At 72.1% G+C, this 19824-nt stretch carries 20 protein-coding genes; 12 read left to right on the top strand and 8 right to left on the bottom strand.

What is annotated here, in order from left to right; all coding sequences use genetic code 11:
* The first annotated feature begins 247 nt into the window (after window positions 1-247).
* The 4 genes from AC5L38_RS27805 to AC5L38_RS27790 all read left to right on the top strand — a co-directional run bounded on the left by AC5L38_RS27805 (window position 248) and on the right by AC5L38_RS27790 (window position 5149).
* A complete protein-coding gene (locus AC5L38_RS27805; RefSeq protein WP_495245763.1) occupies window positions 248-1024 on the top strand; it encodes a hypothetical protein in 777 nt (258 codons plus the stop codon).
* Window positions 1025-1052: 28 nt separating this feature from the next.
* On the top strand, window positions 1053-2180 hold the full coding sequence (locus AC5L38_RS27800; protein WP_495245762.1) for a hypothetical protein: 1128 nt from the start codon (window positions 1053-1055) through the stop codon (window positions 2178-2180).
* A gap of 91 nt (window positions 2181-2271) precedes the next feature.
* On the top strand, window positions 2272-3741 hold the full coding sequence (locus AC5L38_RS27795; RefSeq protein ID WP_495245761.1) for a hypothetical protein: 1470 nt from the start codon (window positions 2272-2274) through the stop codon (window positions 3739-3741).
* Between the two features lie 82 nt (window positions 3742-3823).
* Window positions 3824-5149 (top strand): AAA family ATPase, encoded by a 1326-nt coding sequence (locus tag AC5L38_RS27790; RefSeq protein WP_495245760.1) that lies wholly within the window; start codon window positions 3824-3826, stop codon window positions 5147-5149.
* Between the two features lie 40 nt (window positions 5150-5189).
* On the opposite strand, the gene AC5L38_RS27785 is transcribed toward AC5L38_RS27790, so the two are convergent.
* Both AC5L38_RS27785 and AC5L38_RS27780 read right to left on the bottom strand, forming a co-directional pair.
* Window positions 5190-6143: a GNAT family N-acetyltransferase gene (locus AC5L38_RS27785; RefSeq protein ID WP_495245759.1), complete on the bottom strand. Its 954-nt coding sequence runs from the start codon at window positions 6141-6143 to the stop codon at window positions 5190-5192.
* Window positions 6144-6253: 110 nt separating this feature from the next.
* Window positions 6254-7789: an MDR family MFS transporter gene (locus AC5L38_RS27780; RefSeq protein WP_495245758.1), complete on the bottom strand. Its 1536-nt coding sequence runs from the start codon at window positions 7787-7789 to the stop codon at window positions 6254-6256.
* A gap of 166 nt (window positions 7790-7955) precedes the next feature.
* Between AC5L38_RS27780 and AC5L38_RS27775 the strand changes: the two genes are divergently transcribed.
* The 4 genes from AC5L38_RS27775 (at window position 7956) to AC5L38_RS27760 (ending at window position 10265) form a co-directional block, all read left to right on the top strand.
* Complete coding sequence (locus AC5L38_RS27775; protein ID WP_495245757.1) at window positions 7956-8507, top strand: TetR/AcrR family transcriptional regulator; 552 nt, start codon at window positions 7956-7958, stop codon at window positions 8505-8507.
* A complete protein-coding gene (locus AC5L38_RS27770) occupies window positions 8504-8830 on the top strand; it encodes a DUF4031 domain-containing protein (protein ID WP_495245756.1) in 327 nt (108 codons plus the stop codon). Before AC5L38_RS27775 ends, AC5L38_RS27770 begins: the two co-directional genes overlap by 4 nt.
* A gap of 143 nt (window positions 8831-8973) precedes the next feature.
* Window positions 8974-9519: a type 1 glutamine amidotransferase domain-containing protein gene (locus tag AC5L38_RS27765; RefSeq protein WP_495245777.1), complete on the top strand. Its 546-nt coding sequence runs from the start codon at window positions 8974-8976 to the stop codon at window positions 9517-9519.
* 218 nt (window positions 9520-9737) lie between these two features.
* Window positions 9738-10265, top strand: coding sequence for an ATP-binding protein (locus tag AC5L38_RS27760; protein WP_495245755.1), 528 nt, complete (start codon window positions 9738-9740; stop codon window positions 10263-10265).
* Here the strand turns inward: AC5L38_RS27760 and AC5L38_RS27755 are convergent.
* From AC5L38_RS27755 to AC5L38_RS27745, 3 genes are read right to left on the bottom strand one after another with little or no spacing between them, the layout of a single operon-like run.
* A complete protein-coding gene (locus tag AC5L38_RS27755; protein WP_495245754.1) occupies window positions 10152-11594 on the bottom strand; it encodes a WS/DGAT/MGAT family O-acyltransferase in 1443 nt (480 codons plus the stop codon). The two genes, AC5L38_RS27760 and AC5L38_RS27755, sit on opposite strands and share 114 nt — an antisense overlap.
* Before the next feature lie 4 nt (window positions 11595-11598).
* Window positions 11599-11757 carry a hypothetical protein gene (locus AC5L38_RS27750; RefSeq protein ID WP_495245753.1) on the bottom strand — a complete coding sequence of 53 codons (159 nt, stop codon included), beginning with the start codon at window positions 11755-11757 and terminating at the stop codon, window positions 11599-11601.
* Window positions 11758-11786: 29 nt separating this feature from the next.
* Complete coding sequence (locus AC5L38_RS27745) at window positions 11787-12857, bottom strand: PucR family transcriptional regulator (protein ID WP_495245752.1); 1071 nt, start codon at window positions 12855-12857, stop codon at window positions 11787-11789.
* Window positions 12858-13063: 206 nt separating this feature from the next.
* Between AC5L38_RS27745 and glyA the strand changes: the two genes are divergently transcribed.
* Window positions 13064-14371 (top strand): serine hydroxymethyltransferase, encoded by a 1308-nt coding sequence (gene glyA, locus AC5L38_RS27740; RefSeq protein WP_495245751.1) that lies wholly within the window; start codon window positions 13064-13066, stop codon window positions 14369-14371.
* Between the two features lie 254 nt (window positions 14372-14625).
* Here glyA and AC5L38_RS27735 read toward each other — a convergent pair whose 3' ends face one another.
* On the bottom strand, window positions 14626-15726 hold the full coding sequence (locus tag AC5L38_RS27735; protein WP_495245750.1) for an NADH:flavin oxidoreductase/NADH oxidase: 1101 nt from the start codon (window positions 15724-15726) through the stop codon (window positions 14626-14628).
* Window positions 15727-15823: 97 nt separating this feature from the next.
* On the opposite strand from AC5L38_RS27735, the gene AC5L38_RS27730 reads away from it, so the two are divergent.
* Window positions 15824-16240 carry an ArsR/SmtB family transcription factor gene (locus AC5L38_RS27730; protein WP_495245749.1) on the top strand — a complete coding sequence of 139 codons (417 nt, stop codon included), beginning with the start codon at window positions 15824-15826 and terminating at the stop codon, window positions 16238-16240.
* A gap of 116 nt (window positions 16241-16356) precedes the next feature.
* A complete protein-coding gene (locus AC5L38_RS27725) occupies window positions 16357-16575 on the top strand; it encodes a DUF2277 domain-containing protein (RefSeq protein ID WP_495245748.1) in 219 nt (72 codons plus the stop codon).
* A gap of 136 nt (window positions 16576-16711) precedes the next feature.
* Here the strand turns inward: AC5L38_RS27725 and AC5L38_RS27720 are convergent, their stop codons facing one another.
* Window positions 16712-16882 carry a hypothetical protein gene (locus AC5L38_RS27720; protein WP_495245747.1) on the bottom strand — a complete coding sequence of 57 codons (171 nt, stop codon included), beginning with the start codon at window positions 16880-16882 and terminating at the stop codon, window positions 16712-16714.
* Window positions 16883-17164: 282 nt separating this feature from the next.
* Here AC5L38_RS27720 and AC5L38_RS27715 point away from each other — a divergent pair, with 282 nt between their 5' ends.
* A complete protein-coding gene (locus AC5L38_RS27715) occupies window positions 17165-17680 on the top strand; it encodes a DUF6461 domain-containing protein (protein ID WP_495245746.1) in 516 nt (171 codons plus the stop codon).
* Window positions 17681-17787: 107 nt separating this feature from the next.
* Here AC5L38_RS27715 and AC5L38_RS27710 read toward each other — a convergent pair whose 3' ends face one another.
* Complete coding sequence (locus AC5L38_RS27710; protein WP_495245745.1) at window positions 17788-19761, bottom strand: Xaa-Pro dipeptidyl-peptidase; 1974 nt, start codon at window positions 19759-19761, stop codon at window positions 17788-17790.
* Window positions 19762-19824: the final 63 nt, after the last annotated feature.

Genomic DNA, 19824 nt, shown 5'->3' with positions numbered 1-19824 from the left:
GGACTCGACGACGGGCGGGCCCATTCGGAGTTCGAGACGGCCATTCGCCGGGCGGCCGAGGCGAGCGGCGGGGGCCACGCCACCGGCCGCCCGGAGGCCCCGGGGCGCCGGGCTTCGCGTGCCAGATGATCAGTTTCGTATTAAATGCGCCTTTAGTCCGTTATCCCTATTCAACGACTCGCACTTTAATGCTGGAAATCGCTGGAATTCAGGGGAGGCTGGTGGAACTCCTGTTACGCTCCGGGCCGTGAGTGATTCACTGGACGCGCTGGAACGGCGGATAGCCGACCTCCGCGCCGAGGTGCGACGGGCGGTCAAGGCGAGGGAGAACTCGCTCGCCAGGTCGCTGCGCGGGGACCTCCGCAGGGCCGAGCAGGCGTGGGACGCGGCGGTGGCCTCCGACTCCCCCGCGCCGCCGGACGAGCCCGAGACCTCGCTGCTGCCCATCAGGGAGCAGGTGCACCAGGCACTGACCATGCTGGGCGTGCCGACCCCGGCCAAGCTGATCGTGGCGGTGAACGACGCCTTCTTCTCCCGCGAGCTGCGCGGCTCCCAGCTGACCAGCCTGCGCCGCGACGAGGAGCGCTCGTTCCGCGGCGACCCCTACGCCAGGCCGTACTACCTGTGCGCCGCGCTGACCGACCGTCTCTCCCCCGCCCGGGGGCTGCTCGCCGACAGCACGTGGCCGCCCGAGCTTCGGGTGCTGGGGCCGCTGAGCCCGCGCGTCGACTTCCTCACCTCGGCCGTACGCGTCGCCGAGCAGCTGACGCGGCTGGCGGAGCCGCCTCCCGGGGCGGTACGGCTGCTGTCGCGGATGGCGCAGAACATCCCGGGGGCCGTCGAGGGATTCGCCCCGGCCGACCCGGCGGCCGCGATCCGCGCGGCACGGGCCGAGCTGGAGGTGCACCTGGCCGCCGACTCCGCGCAACGGGCCGATGTGGCGGCGCGGGCGACGAGGCAACTACCGGACGTGGAGCGCCTGTTCGGCGCCACCGCGATGAACACCTTGAGGGGGGCCTGTTGAAGACCAGGCTGGACGGGAAGACCGGCTCATGACCAAGCTCAGGGAGAGGTCCTTCCCGAACAGGCTTGACGAGCTGCGCGGGCCGATGCCGTCCCGCCCGCACGACGCGCGGGCCATCGCGGCACTGGCGGCCAACCCCGGCTGCGCGCGCCGGGCGTTGATGGACGCGGCGGGGGTCGACAAGGACCTCACGGCCCGGCACGTCGGCTTCCCCGCGCCGTTCGGCCAGTCCCAGTTCGCGATCAGCCGCGGGAACGTGTTCGAGGCGCTGGTGAAGGAGAACGGCTGCGCCGAGCTGCTGCGGCTGCTGCGCGAGCTGCTCGGCCTGTCCGTCGCCCAGGTCGGCTACCGGGACGTGGAGAGCGTCGGCTCCCACCTGCGCCACTCGCACACCCGGGCGCTGATCGACCGCGCGGCGCGCGAGGACGACGGGGCCGCGGTGTTCTACGACCACCCGCTGTTCAGCCTGCAGATCGCCGGGCACACCTCCTATCTGGAGCCGGACGTGGTGGCCTTCCAGATCGGGGGGCGCTTCCACATCGTCGAGATCAAGTCGTTCAGCGTGATCGACGGCCAGGCCGAGCCGGACAAGGTCGCGGCGGCGGCGCGGCAGGCGGCCGTCTACGTCCTGGCGCTGCGCACGCTCATGGCCGACCTCGGGCACGACCCGCGGCGCGTCTCCCACGACGTGGTCCTCGTCTGCCCGGAGAACTTCGCCAACCGCCCGACGGCGGCCCTGGTCGACGTGCGCAAGCACCTGTCGGTCCTCACCCGCCAGCTCGCCCGGATGACCAGGGTCGAGCGCCTGCTGGAGGGCCTGCCCGACGACCTCACCTTCGACCTGGCCCCCGGCGAGGACGGCGTGCCGACCCGCTCGGCGGATGAGCTGGCCCAGGCGCTGCTCCAGGTGCCCGCCCGCTACGCGCCCGACTGCCTGTCCACCTGCGACATGTGCATGTTCTGCCGTCACGAGGCCCGCACCTGCGGGTCCACCGACCTGCTCGGGCGCCAGGTACGCGACCAGCTGGGCGGCGTCTCCGGCATGGACGAGGCGCTCGGCCTGGCCGAGGGCACCCGCGAACCGGCCGAGGACCAGGAGGAGATCGCCCGCCTGCTCCGGCTGGCGAACCGGCTGCGCGAGGAGTCGCTGCGGTGAGAACGGGCGTACCGGCCGCGCGGGACACCGGCGCGGCCGGAACCGGCGTATCGGGCCCGGCCGGGCCCCGGGGACGGACGGAGGGCGGCCGGTGAGCACGCTGACGGCGCTGGCGCGGCTGCGGGCCGCCAGGGACGGCGTCGCGCAGCGGATCACCACGGTCCGGCACTGCCACATCTCCGACCAGCCGCTGGTGCTCATCCCGCTCAAGCTCGCGGGCGAGGCCGCCGCGCCGCTGGCCGCCATGGTGGGCACCGACCCCAACCACCCGCGGCTGCTCCTCGTTCCCCAGCCCCGCAACCGGGACCTGCGGTTCGCCTTCGCCGCCGGGCTGGCCGAGGTGTTGCTGCCCTACGTCGAGGGGTTCGAGAAGAGCACCGAGACGGTCGAGCGCAGGGGCGGCGAGCCGTACGAGCGGTGCCTTGACGCGCCGCAGATCCTGGTGCCGAACCGGCCGGCGGCCTCGTTCGCCGGGCTGCTGGGCCGGTCCACCCGGTTCCGCCGGGCCGACGGCCCCTACCCGGTGCATCCGTCGGTGCCGCTGCTCGGCCGGTGGCTGACCTACTTCGGCGACCGGTCGCGGCAGCCCGGCTCCTCGGTGCTGCTCGCGGCCACCGAGGCGCTGAGCCTGCACTGGGCGACCGGGCAGAGCAACCTGGAGGACGCCAACCTGGCGGCGCTGCTGGGGTGGATCGACCCGCCGCAGGGGATGTCGGGACGACGGGCGGCCGAGGAGGCCGAGGACCCGCTGCTGTGGCCTCCGGCCGGTCCGGCCACCGACCCCGGCTTCGACAACGAGGTGCTCGGCCCGGCGATGCGCGCCTACGAGGAGGCGCCGACCGATCGCGCCGTCGACCGGATCGGCCAGGCGCTGCGCACCCAGCTCGAACCCACCTGGCGGCTGATGTGGCGGAGCGTGGACCTGCTGCGTTCCCTGCCCGAGGGGTCGCGGGTGAAGGACCGCTGGGAGATCGACCGCGGGTCGTTCACCCGGTTCGTCGAGCGGATCGCCGAGGGCGGGCCGCCCCAGGCGCGCAGGGACGGCGCGGTCGGCGCCGCCGCGCGGCTGGCGGGGCTGGAACGGGCGCGGGCGAGCTACGACGTGCAGCGGGCCCACGACGACCCGCTGCTCATGGCCGAGTACCGCCTGAGCGGCGAGGCCTTCGCCGGAACGGTGACGGCCGCCGACCCCGAGCACAGCGAGGGCGAGGGCCGCTCGCGCAAGCTCCGGCCCCTGATCACGGTACGGACCGGCGACCCGGTGCGGCTCGCCCCCGGCACCACGGTCGGCAGCCCCGACCGGCGCGGCCACGCGGCCGAGATCGTCGAGATCTCGGGCGACGAGATCACCCTCAAGATCACCAAGGGGATGGGGCGGGGCAGGACACCGGCCCCCGGCTCGGTGCCCGAAGCGGGCGAGCGGGTCTCGTACACCTCGCTGACCGACGACTTCCAGTCGTCGGCGGCGCTGCCCGACCCGGAGCAGACGCCGTGGACCCACGGCGGGCCCCCCAAGGAGTACGAACCCAGCGACGACGACGCCCAGGAGGAATGGCTTTGAGCGCTCACCGGCCCTCGCGCCGCCGCGCGACGCCCCCCGCCCCGCGCGCCTTCGGCGCGGCGGGCCGTGACGGGGGTGCGCCGTGACCCCTCAAGCCGTGACCCCGCAGGCCGTGACCCCGCAGCAGGAGGCGGCGGCCGTCGTGGGGGCCGTGCTGGCCGACCTGCCCCGCCATCGCGGCGTGGTCGTGGACTCGCCGCCGGGCGCGGGCAAGTCCACGCTGGTGGTGAGGGCCGCGGGACACATCGCGGAGACCGGCGAGCCGCTGATGATCGTCGCCCAGACCAACGAGCAGGTCGACGACCTGGTGGAGCGGCTCGCGGCCGAGCACCCCGACCTGCCGATCGGCCGCCTGTCGGCGAGCGGCTACATCACGCCCGGCCGTATCCTCGCCCACCCCAACGTCTCGGTCGCGGGCAAGCTGCCCGACCTCGGAGACCCGGCCGTGGTGGTCGCCACCGCCGACAAGTGGGCCTGGATCGGCGACCGCACCTGGCCCTGGGCCATCGTCGACGAGGCGTACCAGATGCGCTCGGACAAGCTGCTGCGCATCGCCTCGCTGTTCGAGCGGTCGCTGTTCGTGGGCGACCCCGGACAGCTCGACCCGTTCTCGATCGTGGACGGCGACCGCTGGGCGGGCCTGTCGTGGGATCCGGTGCAGAGCGCGGTCTCGGTGCTGCTGCGGCACAACCCCGACCTGCCGGTGCACCGGTTGCCGGTCTCCTGGCGGCTGCCCGCCTCTGCGGCGCCGGTGGTCTCCGAGGCGTTCTACCCGTTCACCGGGTTCCGCGCGGGGACGGGCCCCGGCGACCGGGCGCTGGAGTTCACCGTGAACGGCATGCGCACCTCCCACGACCGGGCGCTGGAGGAGGCGGCCGCGTCGGGCTGGGCGCTGTACGAGCTGCCGAGCCGCCACACGGTGCGCACCGACGCGGAGGCCGTGGCGGCGACCGCGACCCTGGCGACGCGGCTGCTCCAGCGGGGTCCGGTCGCGCACTCCGAGCGCGGCAGCCATCCCGTCACGGCCGACAGGATCGCCATCGGCGCCGCGCACCGCGACCAGGTCGCCGCGATCAGGGCCGCCGGGGTGCCGCCGGAGATCACGGTGGACACCGCCAACCGCCTGCAGGGCCGGGAGTACGACGTGACGATCGTGCTGCACCCGCTCTCCGGGCGCCGCGACGCCACCGCGTTCCACCTGGAGTCGGGGCGGCTGTGCGTGCTCACCTCCCGGCACCGGCACGCCTGCGTCGTGGTGGCCAGGGCGGGCATCCCCGAACTGCTGGACGCCCACCCGTCGTCCGAGCCGGTCCAGCTCGGCGTGCCGGTGAAGTTCCCCGACGGCTGGGAGGCCAACCAGGCGGTGCTGGCCCACCTCTCCAAGCACCTGGTCACCCCGGACGGGTGACCTCGGGGAACGGCTCCGGACGGAGCCCGGCCCCGCGCGGTCAGATCGTGCGCCGCCAGACGTCGATGGCCAGCACCTGGCGCATGCCCACCGAGAGGTAGAGGTCGAGGGCGGGCGTGCTGTTGTTGGCGTCGACGTGGAGGTAGGTGCCGACCCGCCCTCGGCCGGCGTCGTCGGCGAACGCCCCGCGCAGCATGAACCGGCCCAGGCCCCGGCCCCTGAAGGCGGGGAGCACGGCCAGCTGGCGCACGTAGCCGGAGTTCTCGTCGCCGAGGAAGGCGTTGGTCCCCAGCAGCATCGCCACGGGCTCGCCGTCGAGGCGGGCGACCGCCAGCTGCGCCCAGTCGGTGTTGACCGAGGAGTCCAGCTCGCCGTACCACTCGTCGTAGTCCTTCGGGGTGAACCCGAAGTGCTCGGCGAACCCGGCCTGCTGCACGGCGTGGCCCTGGCGACGCACCTCCTCGGTGAGCCCGTGGTGCACCGTGATCCCGGCCGGGAGCTCGGGCCGGGGCACCGTTCCCTCGTGGTCGGCGCGGAGGCGGACGAAGCTGGTGGCCGCGGCGAAACCACGGGCGGCGGCGACGGCCCGCTTGCCGCTGTCCTCCCGGTAGAGGCCGATGTCCACCACGGCCCGGTCGTGGCCGAGCTCGGCGGTGATCCTCCTGGCCCGCTCGGTCACGGTGTCCCAGAGCGGGCCGGTCAGGTCCGGCGCGGCGGGGTGCACGACGACGTCGACGTCGACGTTGTCGCTGCCGCCCTTGCGGCAGGCCCAGGCCCACGCCACCAGCCGCCCGGTCTCGTCGTGGACGAGCCAGCCGTCGGACTCCAGGTCGAAGGAGGAGTCGTTCAGCTGGTCGGCGACGTCGTCCAGGGTCATGTCGGCCTTGCCGATCACCTGGGTGTCGCAGAGCGAGACGAGCTCGTGGATCTCGCGAGCGTCGTCGGCCAGCGGGCGCCGGGTGACGTACCCGGCGGCGGGGGTGGTTGTCTTCATGTCCCCATCGTGGCGAGGGCGGCTTGGGGATCGCTGGGTCGAGACTTGGGGCCCGGCTCCCGGCCGGGTGCCGGGCCCCGGGTTTCAGGTCCCGGGTCTCGGCCGGCCGGTCAGTCGAGCGCCGGGACCGGGGGCCTGGCCTCCTCCGACGACGCCTCGGGACCGCCGCGCAGCGGGATCTCCTTGATGAAGGCCGCCAGCAGCGGCACCACGACGGCGAACAGGATCGCCCACCAGAAGACGCCGGAGATGGACTCGGCCAGTGACTCCAGGAAGCCGGCCCGCACGTCGGCGGGCAGCTTGTGCAGCGCGGCCGGGTCGAACTGGGCGCCGCCCGAGGCGAGCCGCTCGCCCGCGGCGCCCAGCCTGCTCTCCAGGCTCGCGGTGAGGTGGTTGTTGAAGACCGCGCCGAACAGCGAGACGCCGAACGAGCCGCCGATGGAGCGGAAGAAGGTCGAGGCGCTGCTGGCGACGCCGAGGTCCTTCTGCTCGACGCTGTTCTGGGCGATCAGCATGGTGGTCTGCATCAGGAAGCCCATGCCGAGGCCGAGCACCGCGATGAACACGCCGGTCTGCCAGGCGGGGGTGCCGACGCCCATCGTGGAGAGCAGCCACATGCCGAACGCCATGCCCACGCCGCCGACGATCGGATAGATCTTGTACTTGCCGGTCTTGGTGATGGCGCGGCCGACGAAGAGCGAGACCACCATCGCGGCGCCCATCATCGGGAGCAGCAGCAGGCCGGAGTTGGTGGCGCTGGCCCCCTGGACGGTCTGCTGGAACAGCGGCAGGAAGTTGATCGCGCCGAACATGGCGAACCCGAGCAGGAAGCCCACGCCCGAGATCAGGCTGAAGTTGCGGTCGCGGAAGACGTTGAGCGGCATGATGGGCTCGGCCACGCGGCGCTCCACCAGGACGAACAGCGCCAGCATGACGACGGCGAGCCCCGCCAGGCCGAGGATCTCCCGCGATCCCCACTCGTACTCGTTGCCGCCCCAGGTGGTGATGAGGACCAGCGCGGTGATGCCGACAGAGAGCAGGGCCGCGCCGAGCCAGTCGATGCGGTGCTCGGTGCGCAGCCTGGGCAGCTGCAGCTTGACCGCGAGCAGGGCCAGGGCGACGAACCCGACGGGCAGGTTCACGTAGAAGGCCCAGCGCCAGTCGAGGTGGTCGGTGATGAACCCGCCGACGAGCGGGCCCGCGATCATGGCGAGCGACATCACGGCGGCCATGATGCCCTGGTACTGGCCGCGCTCGCGGGGCGGGACGAGGTCGCCGATGATCGCCATGGCGTTGACCATGAGGCCTCCGGCCCCCAGGCCCTGGAGCGCGCGGAAGGCGATGAGCTGCGCCATGCCGTTGGAGGGCCCGCCGAGCATCTCGGAGCCGGCCATGCCGCAGAGCGCGGAGCCGACCATGAAGATGACGATCGAGGCGAGGAAGATGCTCTTCCTGCCGTACAGGTCACCGATCTTGCCCCAGATGGGGGTCGAGACGGTGGTGCCGAGCACGTAGGCGGTCACCACCCAGGACAGGTGGGTCAGCCCGCCGAGCTCGCCGACGATGCGGGGCAGCGCGGTGCTGACGATCATGTTGTCGAGCATGGCCAGGACCATCGCGAGCATCAGGCCCGGCAGTACCACCATGACTTCGCGACGCCGCGCCGGCGCGGCCGCGGTCTCCTTCACTTCTTCGCCCCCTGCTGAGAAACCTTATAGATCTTGCTTACTTGCCGACCGGCTAGCACCGGTTATGATGGAACGTAGGCCGCTTACTTGCCGGCCGTCAAGTTGATTTCTCGGTAAGGGAACCATGAGGGAAAACGCCGACACACGGACGCGCATCCAGGAGATCGCCCTGAAGCTCTTCACCGAGCAGGGCTACGAGGCCACCTCGCTCCGCGAGATCGCGGAGGCCCTCGGCGTGACCAAGGCGGCCCTCTACTACCACTTCAAGACCAAGGACGACATCATCGCCAGCCTGGCGGAGGACCGGGTGAGGTCGATCGAGGAGCTGGTCACCTGGGCCAGGTCCCGGCCGCGCACCGACGAGACGCGCGAGGAGCTGATCCGCCGCTACTCCGACGACCTGTACCGGGGCAGGCACCGTGAGGTCATGCGGTTCCTCGAGCGCAACCAGACCTCGCTCAAGAACCATCCGACGATGGAGAAGACCCGCGAGCGGATGTTCGAGCTGCTCGCCTTCCTCGTCGACCCGGAGGATCCCCCGTCCACCCAGCTGAGGCACTCGATGGCCCTGTTCGCGCTGCACGCGTCGTTGTTCATGCTCAGGGACGACTCGATCACCGACGGGGAGCGCCAGGCGGCCGCCCTGGAGGTCGCGCTCGACCTCGCCCGGCGATGAGCGTCCTCATCGACCCGCCCAACTGGCCGGGTCCGCGCGGCCTGCTCTGGTCACACCTGGTCAGCGACAGCTCGACCGGGGAGCTGCACGCCTTCGCGGAGCTGCTCGGCGTGCCGCGCCGGGCGTTCGACCGCGACCACTACGACGTCCCCGAGACCGTCTACGAGCGGGCCGTCGCGCTGGGCGCCGAGGCCGTGTCCTCGCGCGAGCTCGTCACCCGGCTCACCGCGGCGGGCCTGCGCCGGCGCAAGGTCCGTCCCGGGACCGGCGACTTCCGTACGGACGCCGGGACACGGCTCCCCGGGCCGACGGCTCTCACGTAGATCCCGGCGCGCGGACCCCGGCACGGGCGGCTCCCGCATGGATCCCGGCGCGCGGACCCCGCACGGGCGGTTCCCGCATGGATCCCGGCACCGCGGGCATGGCCTCCCTGACGACATCACCACACGTCAACGAAGGGGACGACATGCTGAACGGCAAGAAGATAGCGTTCCTCGTGGCCCCGGAGGGCATCGAGCAGGTCGAGCTCACCGAGCCCTGGCAGGCCGTCAAGCAGGCCGGAGGGACTCCCGAACTCATCTCCACCGAGCAGGGCCGGGTCCAGGGGTTCAACCACCTCGACAGGGCCGACACCTTCCCGGTGGACGCGACGGTCAAGGAGGTCTCCGCCGCCGACTTCGACGGGCTGGTGCTGCCGGGCGGCGTCGCCAACCCCGACCTCCTGCGGACCGTGCCGGAGGCCGTCGGCTTCGCCAAGGGGTTCTTCGACGCGGGCAAGCCGGTCGCGGCCATCTGCCACGCGCCCTGGACACTGATCGAGGCGGACGTCGTACGCGGCCGGAAGGTCACCTCCTGGCCGAGCCTGCGGACCGACCTGCGCAACGCCGGGGCCACCTGGGAGGACCACGAGGTCGTGATCTGCACCTCGGGCCCGAACACGCTGATCACCAGCCGCAAGCCCGACGACCTCAAGGCCTTCTGCCAGGCCGCGATGGACGCCTTCTCGGGCTAGCGGCCCTCGACGCCCGCCGGGCCGGGGTCTCGGATCCCGGCCCGGCGGGTTTCGCGTGCCCGCTAACTGCGGGAAAACCTCCACGCATCCGATCGCCTGTCGCATATGAGGCACTTTGCCGTGTGTTGCCGTATTCCAGGGACACGATCACCCATCCCCGATTAGGACGGGTCACCCAGGGCAAGGCTTCTACACATCGGCTGCGAAAGGAGGGAACCGTGGAGGCCACGATCGCGTTGCGTCTGCCGCGTGATGCCGCGAGTGTTCCCGTGATCAGGCAACTTCTCGACTCTTCGCTGCAGGCCCTGGGTGTGGTGCCACAGATTCGCGAGGACATCCAGCTCATGCTCTCGGAGGCTTGTTCCAACGTCATCCAGCACGCCACGCCCAGCGACGACTACATGGTCAGCACCGAGCTGTCCAGGGACCGTTGCGTGATCAAGGTGGTGGACGCCGGCAACGGCTTCGACTTCTCGGAGACCACGTCCCCCTCCCCCACGTCCGAACACGGCCGGGGGCTGCTGATCATGCAGGCCCTGGCCGACGACATCCGGTTCGTCAAGAGGCAGGAGCGAGGCTCGATCGTCTGCCTGGAGAAGACCCTGCGCTTCGTCGAGGACGCCCCCGGCCTGTCACTGCTCCTCAACGAGGAACTTGAGTTCCAGGAGGGCGTCCCTGAAGTAGTCGGTGACGGTCCACACGTCGGGAACCATCTCCCTGCAGGCGATCACGCCGACGTCAAGTGAGCCGTCGTAGGAGAAGACCGTGATGTTGATGCCGCCGCTGGCGTCGGTCACCACGGAGACGGGGTGGTACGCGAGCAGCCTGGCGCCGCTCACGTAGAGGGGGAGCTGCGGGCCGGGCACGTTGGAGATCACCACGTTGATCGGGCCCGCACTGCCGGCGAACAGGTTGAAGGCCGCGCGGGAGGCCAGGCCGGTCAGCGCGGAGGGCATCATGTCGCTGAGCTGCTGGAGCCAGCGCGCCGGGGCGAGCGACGAGCGGTCCTTGATCAGGCGCATGGCGTCCCGTACCGCCAGCAGTCGTTCCACCGGGTCGGCGATCTGCGTCGCCAGGGTGGTGATCATGATACTGACCTGGTTGCCCGCGCTCTGGTCGCCGGGGACGCGCAGCGAGAACGGCACCCCCGCGACGAGGGGCTGCTCGGGCAGCGCGTCGTGCTTGAGCAGCCACTGGCGCAGCGCCCCGGCGCACAGGGACATCACCACGTCGTTCACCGTGACGCCGAAGGCGTTCTTGACCAGCTTGACGTCCTCCAGCGGCAGGGTGGTGTAGGCGAAACGCCGGTGCGCGCTGATCCTGCCGCTGAAGGGGGTGCGGGGAACGGTCATGCGGGGCATGGCGGGCACCTCGGCCGCGCCCGACCCGGACAGGTAGGTCGCCAGGTCCCGGGTGAGCCGCGAGACCAGCCCCGCCCCGGGCACCTGGGAGACCAGCGGGATCTCGTCGAGGTGCGGAACGGCGTTGATCAGGAACCGTATCGTGTTGGCCGGGTTGACCACGGCCTTGGCCAGCCCCCTGACGACCATCTCCCCGGCGTCGATCTCCTCCTCGGGCTCGGTCTCGGGCGCCAGCAGGACCTCGGCGGGCTCGGGTGAGGTGTCCAGCAGGCTGGCCAGCACGTCGGCGCCGGTGACGCCGTCGACCGCGGCGTGGTGGACCTTCATGTAGAGGGCCGTACGGTCCCCGCCGAGGCCGTGGATCAGGTACATCTCCCACAGCGGGCGGCGCCGGTCGAGGCGGCGGGCGTGCAGCCTGGCCACCTGCTCGCCCAGCTGCCTGTCGCTGCCCGGCCTGGGCAGCGCGATCTCGCGCACGTGATAGTCGAGGTCGATCCTGGAGTCCTCGGTCCAGTACGGGTGGTCGAGGCCGAACGGGACGAAGGCGAGCCTCATGCGGAAGGGCGCGGCCAGATGGAGCCGGTGGGCCAGCAGCGACACCAGGTCGGCGCGCGACAGGCCGCCGGACAGGATCGCGAGGCCCCCGATGTTCGCGACGTTCGTCGAGGTCTCGAAATTCAGGAACTGCGTGTCCACCGCGCTGAGTTGCCGCACCGTCTTACCTCCGGGATGTCGTCCTCCCATCCTGCTCCCGTGAGGTCGCCAGAGCCAACGCGGCCAGCGCCACGAGGACGACCACGGACACAAGGATCAACGACAGCGGAATGAACGCGAGCACGATGACGACGGTCATGATCTCGTTGATCAACTGCAGCACCGCAGAGCTGTGCCCTGATTGCCGGGCCGTTACACCGCATTCCAGCGACAGAGCTTCAGCGCGAGATGAAGTTCTAACCTGTGGGTTCCGTTCTTGAGGTTGCGGCCGGCCAGCTGCTCGATTCTGGCGAGGCGGTAATAGAGGCTGGTGCGGTGCAGGTGCAGGTGCCTGGCGGTCTCCTGCGCGTCTCCCCCGCTGTCCAGATAGGTCTCCAGGGTGGTGAGGAGGGCCGGGTGCTCGCGCAGCGTGTCGAGCGGGCCGCCCGCCGCGCCCTGCTGGCCGGTGAGCGGCTCGGCGAGCAGCCGGTAGACGCCCAGGTCCGGCCAGTGGGCGACCGGCCGCAGCGCGCGTTCCGCCGCGGCGGCCCTGGCGGCGGTGAGCGCCTCCTCGTGTGCCCGTGCGGCCGACTCCAGCCCCGGGTGGAGCGCGCTGATCCCGACGCCCGCCCGGATCCTGGCGGCCAGCCGCTCCCCCAGCGCCGTCGCGTCCTCGCCGCGGTTCAGCAGCAGCACGGCGTGGCGGTCCAGGATCGTGAAGGCCGGTGGGCGGCGCACCCTGGCCAGCTCGGCGCCGACCGCCTCGCGCAGGCCGTCCGGGTCGCCCCGCAGCGCCAGGACGCGCAGCGGCCCCTCGCCGAGCACGCCGGCCGCCCGCCGCACGCCGATCTCACCGGTGAGCAGCTGGCTCAGGGTGTGGGAGCTGCCGCCGTCGTCGAGCAGGGCGGCGATCGCGGCGGCGTCGCGTACCACCCTGTCCCGCTCCTGCGGGCTCAGCGGGCCGGGCCCCTCGATGATCCAGAGGTAGCCCACGCGGCGGTCCTGGTGGAGCAGGGGTACGCAGAGCCGAGCAGACATCCCCAGATCAGGATTTTTCGGGATGCGTACAGGATCGCGGGTCGTGGCCACCCCGTGCGACTCCTGCCAGGCGCTCACCTCCGCGGGCACCGAACGCGAGAGGATGGCCTGCGCCCTGACCTGGTCGACCTCCCCGTGATGGGCGCTGTGAGCGACGACCCGGCCCTCCAGGTCGTCCACGGACATGCCTCTGCCCACCGCCAGGGCCAACGATTCCAGCAGATCCTGGACATCATCCGCTATCACGGTCCAATCCTACAGATGTAGGAAGTATCTCCGGCGACGGAACGATGACTCGATCTGGCGCGGGCCGTAGCGTCGCACTTATTCATTTCGGGGAATCCGCCTCGCGAGAGCCGGGAAGTCCGTCTCGCGCGGGCCGGGGCCCGTCTCGCGGGAGCCGGAGAGTCCGTCTCGTGAGAGCCGTCAGATCGCCCGATGAGAGGAGCCTCGTGCAGGAGCGCAGCCGCGTCGCCCCGTGGGCACCTCCCCGGGCACAGCTGCGCCTGGCCGAGCTGGAGGCCGAGGTGAACGGGCTGGGGTTCAACGCCGTCACCCGGCTGGTCGACGCGGTGCTGGCCGAGCACCGCGGCCGCCTCGACGAGGACGGCGTGGTGCTGTACGCGGGCACCAACACGATGAGCGCGCGTGCGAAGGCCGCGCACGAGATCTCCCTGGGCTGCCGTCCCTCGATGGGCTGGCCGGGGGAGAAGTACCAGACCGGGCTGGACGAGCTGGACGTGCTGGAGGTGCTCGCCCCGCTCCAGGTCGCGGCGCTGATGGGCGGCGAGTTCGCCGAGGTGCGGCTGCAGAGCGCCACCCTGGCCAACCTCGCCTGCTACAGCGCGTTCGCCCGGCCCGGCGACACGATCGCGGTGCTGCCGGAGACCGCGGGGGGCCACGCCAGCCACCACGCCCAGGGCGCCGCCGGGATCCGGGGCCTGCGGGTGGCCGAACTGCCCTACGACACCGAGCGGCTCGACGTCGACCACGCGGCCCTGCCGGCGTTCCTGCGCGAGCACCGGCCCGCGCTGGTGGTGATCGGCGCGAGCCTGATGCTGTTCCCGTACGACGTCGCGGAGGTGCGGGCGGCGTGCGACGAGGTGGGGTCCCTGCTGGTCTACGACGCCTCGCACGTGGCCGGGCTGATCGCGGGCGGCCGGTTCCAGCGGCCGCTGGCCGAGGGCGCGCACCTGGTGACCATGTCGACCTACACGTCCTTCGGCGGGCCGCCGGGGGCGGCCGTCGTGACCCGCGACGAGGACCTCGCCCGCCAGGTGGCGGCGGCCGCCTACCCCGGCCTGACCGCCAACTACGACGCCTCGCGGCTGGCGCCGCTGGTCCTGGCCGCCGCCGAGCACGCCGCCGGAGGTTCCGGGTACGCCGACCGCTGCGCCGCCAACGCCGGGGCGCTGGCCAGGGCCCTGGACGGCGAGGGTTTCACCATGGCCGCCGCCCACCTGGGCTGGACCGCCTCGCACCACGTGGCGGTGGACGCCACCGCGTTCGGCGGCGGGGAGGAGGCCGCCCGGCTGCTGGCCGAGGGCGGTGTCTACCTCAGCGGTGTCCACCTTCCGGGACAGGCGCCCGGCGAGCCCGTGCGGGGCCTGCGGATCGGCACCCAGGAGGTGACCCGCCGCGGCTTCGGCCCGGAGACCATGGGCGAGGTGGCGGTCCTGATGCGCCGCCTGCTCATCGACGGCGAGACTCCGGCCATGGTTCTCCAGGACGCGGTGGCCCTGCGCCGCGCCACCCCATGATCCCGGACCGGCCCGCTCGACCCCCGGAGGTCCGCCTCCCGGCGGGCCGGTCCGCTCATCGGCACTCCCCCTGAACCTCCCCTGACAGGCGGACCGGCCCGCGTCCCCCCTGGCGGACCGGTTCGCCGCCTTCCCGCCCCACCCGCGCGTGTCCCCTCGTCCCGGACGGGTCACCTCCCCGCCCGGCGGGAGCGACACGCGCGGGTGGCGGCCGGGACCGCTTCTCCTCCGGACGAGTGACGCCCGGGGCCGGGTCAGACCGCGCGGTGGTACTGGTCGGGCCAGCGGGCTCCGGCGGCGCCGAGCTCGCGGGCGGCGAGGTTCGGCCAGTAGGGGGTGCGGAGCAGCTCGCGGCCCAGCAGGACGGCGTCGGCCTGGCCCGAGGCGATGATCTCCTCGGCCTGCCGGGGCTGGGTGATCTCGCCGACCGCGCCCACCGGCAGGTCGGTCTCGGCCTTCACCCTGGCCGCGTACGGCACCTGGTAGCCGGGGCCCGCAGGGATGCGCGCCCCGGCGACGTTGCCGCCGGTCGAGGCGTCGAGCAGGTCGACGCCGTGGGCGAGCAGGTCCTTGGCGAAGCGGACGGTGTCGTCGGCGCTCCAGCCCTCGCGGTCGTCCGCGGGGTTCTCCGCCAGCCAGTCGGTGGCCGAGACGCGGAAGAAGAGGGGAAGCTCGTCCGGCCAGACCGCGCGGACCGCGTCGACGACCCGGAGCGCGAACCGGGTGCGGTTCTCGTACGAGCCGCCGTAGGCGTCGGTGCGGCGGTTGCTGAAGGGCGACAGGAACTCGGCGATCAGGTAGCCGTGCGCGCCGTGGATCTCGGCCACCTGGAAGCCCGCGGCCAGCGCCCGCCGCGCCGAGGCGGCGAAGTCGTCCACGATCCGGTCGATGTCGCCGGCGCCCAGCTCCGTGGGGACGGGGTGGCCGTCGTTGAAGGGGATCGGGCTCGGCCCGACCGGCTGCCAGCCGTGCTCGCCGGGGCCGGTGGGCGCGCCGCCCTGCCAGGGGCGGCGGGTGGAGGCCTTGCGTCCCGCGTGCGCGAGCTGGACGCCGGGCACGGCGCCGTGCTCCACCAGGAAGCGGACGACGCGGGCGAACGCCTCCTGCTGGCGGTCGTTCCAGAGCCCGAGGTCGGCCGGGCTGATGCGGCCCTCCGGTGCCACCGCGGTGGCCTCGGTCAGGATGAGCCCGGCGCCGCCCACCGCGCGGGCGCCCAGGTGGGCCAGGTGCCAGTCGGTCGGCACTCCCTGCTCGGGGCCCTCGACCGCCGCGGAGTACTGGCACATCGGAGCCATCCAGACCCGGTTGGGGATGGTGACGGACCTCAACGTCAGGGGCTCGAACAGGGCGCTCACGGCCGTACTCCTTGCTTGGGAGGGATCTTCTTCGGAGGGATCGCGGGAGCGGCTCCCCTGCTTCACACCTAATACGATAGTTCACGTACTACGATAGATGTCAAACTACGATCGTTTTCGTACAATCGAGAAGATCCAGCAGGAGGGAGCCACCGTGCCGACCGCGTCCGCCAGGGCCCTGGAGCATCCCGTGTGCGAGGAGATCCGTCTGGAGGGCGTGCTGCACGCGCTGTCCGACCCGATGCGCCTGCGGATCGTGCGCTTCCTGTGGCGGCTGGCGGAGGACGAGGAGGCCCCCTGCTCGGCGATCGAGCTGGCGGTCACCAAGTCGACCACCACCCACCACTTCCGGGTGCTGCGCGAGGCCGGTGTGATCAACCAGGCCTACCGGGGCACGGCCAAGATGAACGCGCTGCGCCGGCGCGACCTCGACACGCTCTTCCCCGGGCTGCTCGGCGCCGTCCTGGCCGCCGACGCGGTCCAGTGCGAGCGCGACGGCTCATCTCCGGCGTGATCCGGGGGGCGGGCCCGGTGGTTCCGGCAGGGCGCGGAACGCGACGCCGGGCGGTTCCGGCGTGACCGATCGGATCGGGCGGGCCGGCAGGCCCCGGGACGGAGTACCGTCCTGTCATGTGCCGGAGTATCAAGACCCTTCGTGAGCCCTACGCCAGCGATGTGACCGACGACGACGTACGAGCCGCCGCGCTCCAGTACGTCCGCAAGGTGTCGGGCTTCCGCTCCCCGTCGACGCGCAACGCCGAGGCCTTCGAACGGGCCGTCGAGGCCGTGGCCGCCGCGACCCGGACCCTGCTCGACGATCTCGAGCTGAAGCACGTCTCCCGGGACTGACCGCGGGCCGTCAGGGGCGGCGGAAGACCACCGGAGACGGCCCGCGACGGCGACCGGGGGCGGCGGAGGGCGACCGGAGACGGCCCGCGACGGCGGCGGTCTCGCCGGGCGCCGGAACCGTCTCCGGCCGGGTGGGTCAGTCGCGCGTGTTCGAGGAGCGGAAGAGCCTGCTCACGAACATGACCACCACGCCCACCAGTCCGATGATCAGAGCCCACTTGAGGACCGTGAAGAGGAGGCCCAGAACCGAGCCCAGCAGCAGGAAGCCGATCACCACGGCCGCCACGATCAGAAGAATTCGTCCCATGCACCCCACGCTAGGCCCCCGCCGGGCGCGGCGGCAGGCCGGAGCCCCCATGTCAGGGACAAGCCAGGGTTCTCCCTCATGCCTCCCCTGCCGCCCGGGGGCCGGAGGGCCGTGGTTCTCCGTGGTCGCGCGAGATCCCCGAGATCATGACGAGTCCGCCCCGTTCGCCCCGGCCCGCCCTCGGCGGCCGGCCCGTGCGGGCCCCCGTCTCCCGGACGGTGTTCTGTCGGTCCCCGGTGCCAAGATCTTCCCCATCTGCCCGCCGAAGAGAATCGGACCCCCGTGAGCGACTACGACTGGATCGACGACGACGCGTTCTGCGTGACCTTCGTCCGCGGCCTCACCCCGCACGAGGCCCTCGCCCGTTTCCGCGTCGAGGTGTTCGACGGCGACGACGAGGAGGGGGACTACGAGGAGGGCCTCGTCTCCGCCCGTCCCGCCCAGGGCGGGACCATCCTCGGCGAGTCGCTCGGCTTCGCGGGGACGCTGCCGGAGGTCCTGTCCCGGCTCTCCTCGGGGACGGTGACGGCGAGCGTCTTCCGCAACGTCAACATGGTCGCGAGCTTCGTCCACTACGCCGACGGGAAGGAGGTCCTCAGCTTCGACTGGCTGTTCCCCGGCGACGACGATGACGCCTCCGGCCCGTACCTCGCCGAGCGGACCGAGCTCGGACTGGTGGGCGAGGACGCCGAGGGGGACCTCCCGGGCGCCCTGAGGCTGGCCGAGCGAATCACCGGCGTGCGGGCGGACGGTTCGAGCGAGACCGTGGCGGCCCACTGCGTGTACGAGCACTACTAGTCCCGCGAGACGCCTGGCGCCACGGCACGCGCCCCCGGCCCCGAGGAGGGCCGGGGGCGCGCTTTTTCGGAAAACCGCGTTCCCGGACGGGCCGGGAGCCTTGGGCGTCAGCGCAGGGCGGAGCGCCCGCCGACGAGCGGGAGGATGAGCGAGCTCGACTCCGGGTCGACCGAGACGCCGGTGCCCGCGGGCAGGCGCAGGGTGAAGTCGCGGTCGGTGGAGATGAGCACGACGCCGATCCGGTGGCCGGCCTTGACGACGTAGTCGCTCGGCTGGAGGTCGAAGTCGAAGTCGTAGAAGCGGCCCTCGCGCAGGAGCTCGGTCTTGGAGGCGGAGTGGCGGTTGCGGACGTCGAGCCAGCCCCTTGTGATGATCTTGTAGGGGGCGGTCTCCGTGACGTGCTCGGCCAGCCGGGCGCAGCCGGTGTCGCCGGGCACGCCCTGGCCGTAGCAGACCTGGGTGTTGTTGTAGACGACCTCGCCGTACGCGCGGGCGTCGGTGCCGTAGTCGACGAGCAGCGCCGTCAGGTACGGCGAGCGCCCCTTCTCGAACGCGGCGTTCACCGAGACCTCCGGGGTGCCCGACAGGCGCGCGTCGCGGGCCAGCGGGGCCGACAGGTAGGCCAGGCGGTTGGGGTCGGTGGCCTCGGCGTTCTCGGCGAGCTGCTCGGCGGTGCGGGCGCTCTGGTCGACGAAGGACTCGACGGTGTGGGGGCCCTTGGGGCGGTCGACGCCCAGGGTGCCGTTGCGGCCGTCCTTGCCGGCGTTCAGGCGCAGCCGCGTGTCCTGGGTGCCGGGCAGCGGCCAGGAGGCGTGCTGCGCCCACTGTCCCGGGCCCGACTCCACGTCGGCCTGCGGCTCGTCCATGATGCCGTTGCGCAGGCCGTACAGGTGGAAGTCGAACCAGCGGTGGAGCTGGCGCAGCCACTCGGCGTTGCGCCCGGCGAAGGAGAACGGGTTGAAGTGCGCGCCCTGGTGCAGCCAGATCTTGCGGGGCACGTCGCGCTCGGCGAGGGCGTCCCACCACTGGACGGCCTGCTTGGTCTTGACGTTCCAGTCGTTGAGGCCGTGCACCAGGAAGACGGCGGCGCGGACCTTGCGCACGTCGTTGAGGTAGTTGCGCTGGTCCCAGAACTTGGAGTAGTCGCCGGTGACCCGGTCCTGGTCCTGCTCTATCTGATCCATGAGCGCGCCGCAGGTCTGCTCGGCGTTCTCGCGGGTCAGGACGTAGCGGGCGAGCACGTCGGCGTCCTCGCCCTGGTAGCCGCCGGGCGCCAGCACGCCGCCGTTGGCGCGGTAGTAGTCGTACCAGGAGGAGATGGCGGCGATCGGCACGATCGCCTTGAGCCCCTCGACCCCGGTCGCGGCGACGGCGTTGGGCAGCGTGCCGTTGTAGGAGACGCCGATCATGCCGACGTTGCCGGTGGACCAGCCGGCCTTGATCTCGTTACCGGCCGCGTCGAACCCGCGGGCGCGGCCGTTGAGCCAGTCGATCGCGGCCTTGGGGCCCGCGGTCTCGTTGTCCAGGCCGGTCGTGGGACAGCCGGTCGCCCGTCCCGAGCCGAGGTTCTCCACCAGCGCGATCGCGTAGCCGCGCGGCACGAAGTAATTGTCGTAGTAGCCCCGGAAGGGGGGCGCGGCCGAGCGGTTCACGTCGAGGCCGTCGACGCCGAACATCTCGTCGCGCAGGTCGTTGAACTTGTTGCGCCGGTACTCCATGCCCGCCGGGTCGGAGCCGTCGAGGTCGACGACGTGGTTGGCCACGTCGTTGCCGCCCGCGTAGTAGGGGCTGGCCTCCATGATGACCGGGACCTTCAGCCCCGAGGCGGTCTCCTTGGGGCGCATGATGTCGACGGCGACCCGGTCGGGGCGGCCGTCGGCGTCGCTGTCGACCCCGGCGACCTCGACGAACACGGTCTCGGTGAGCGCGTCGGCGCGGGAGTGGACCGGCTGGGTCTCGCCGTTCTCGATCGGGGGGGCCGCGGATCGCGCGGCGGCCGCGGCGGGCAAGGCGCCGGCGGGCAGCACGCCGCCCGGCAGGGTGACCGCCAGCGCGACGATGACCGTCTTCCATCTGTTCATCGAGGAAAGCTCCCAGAGGGTCGCTGAAAAACTGACAACTCCGGTCAATCTCCGCGAAGCAAT

The organism is Streptosporangium nanhuense (assembly GCF_059358815.1).
The sequence above is the reverse complement of the archived record's forward strand: the minus strand, read 5'-3'. Positions and strand labels throughout refer to the sequence as shown.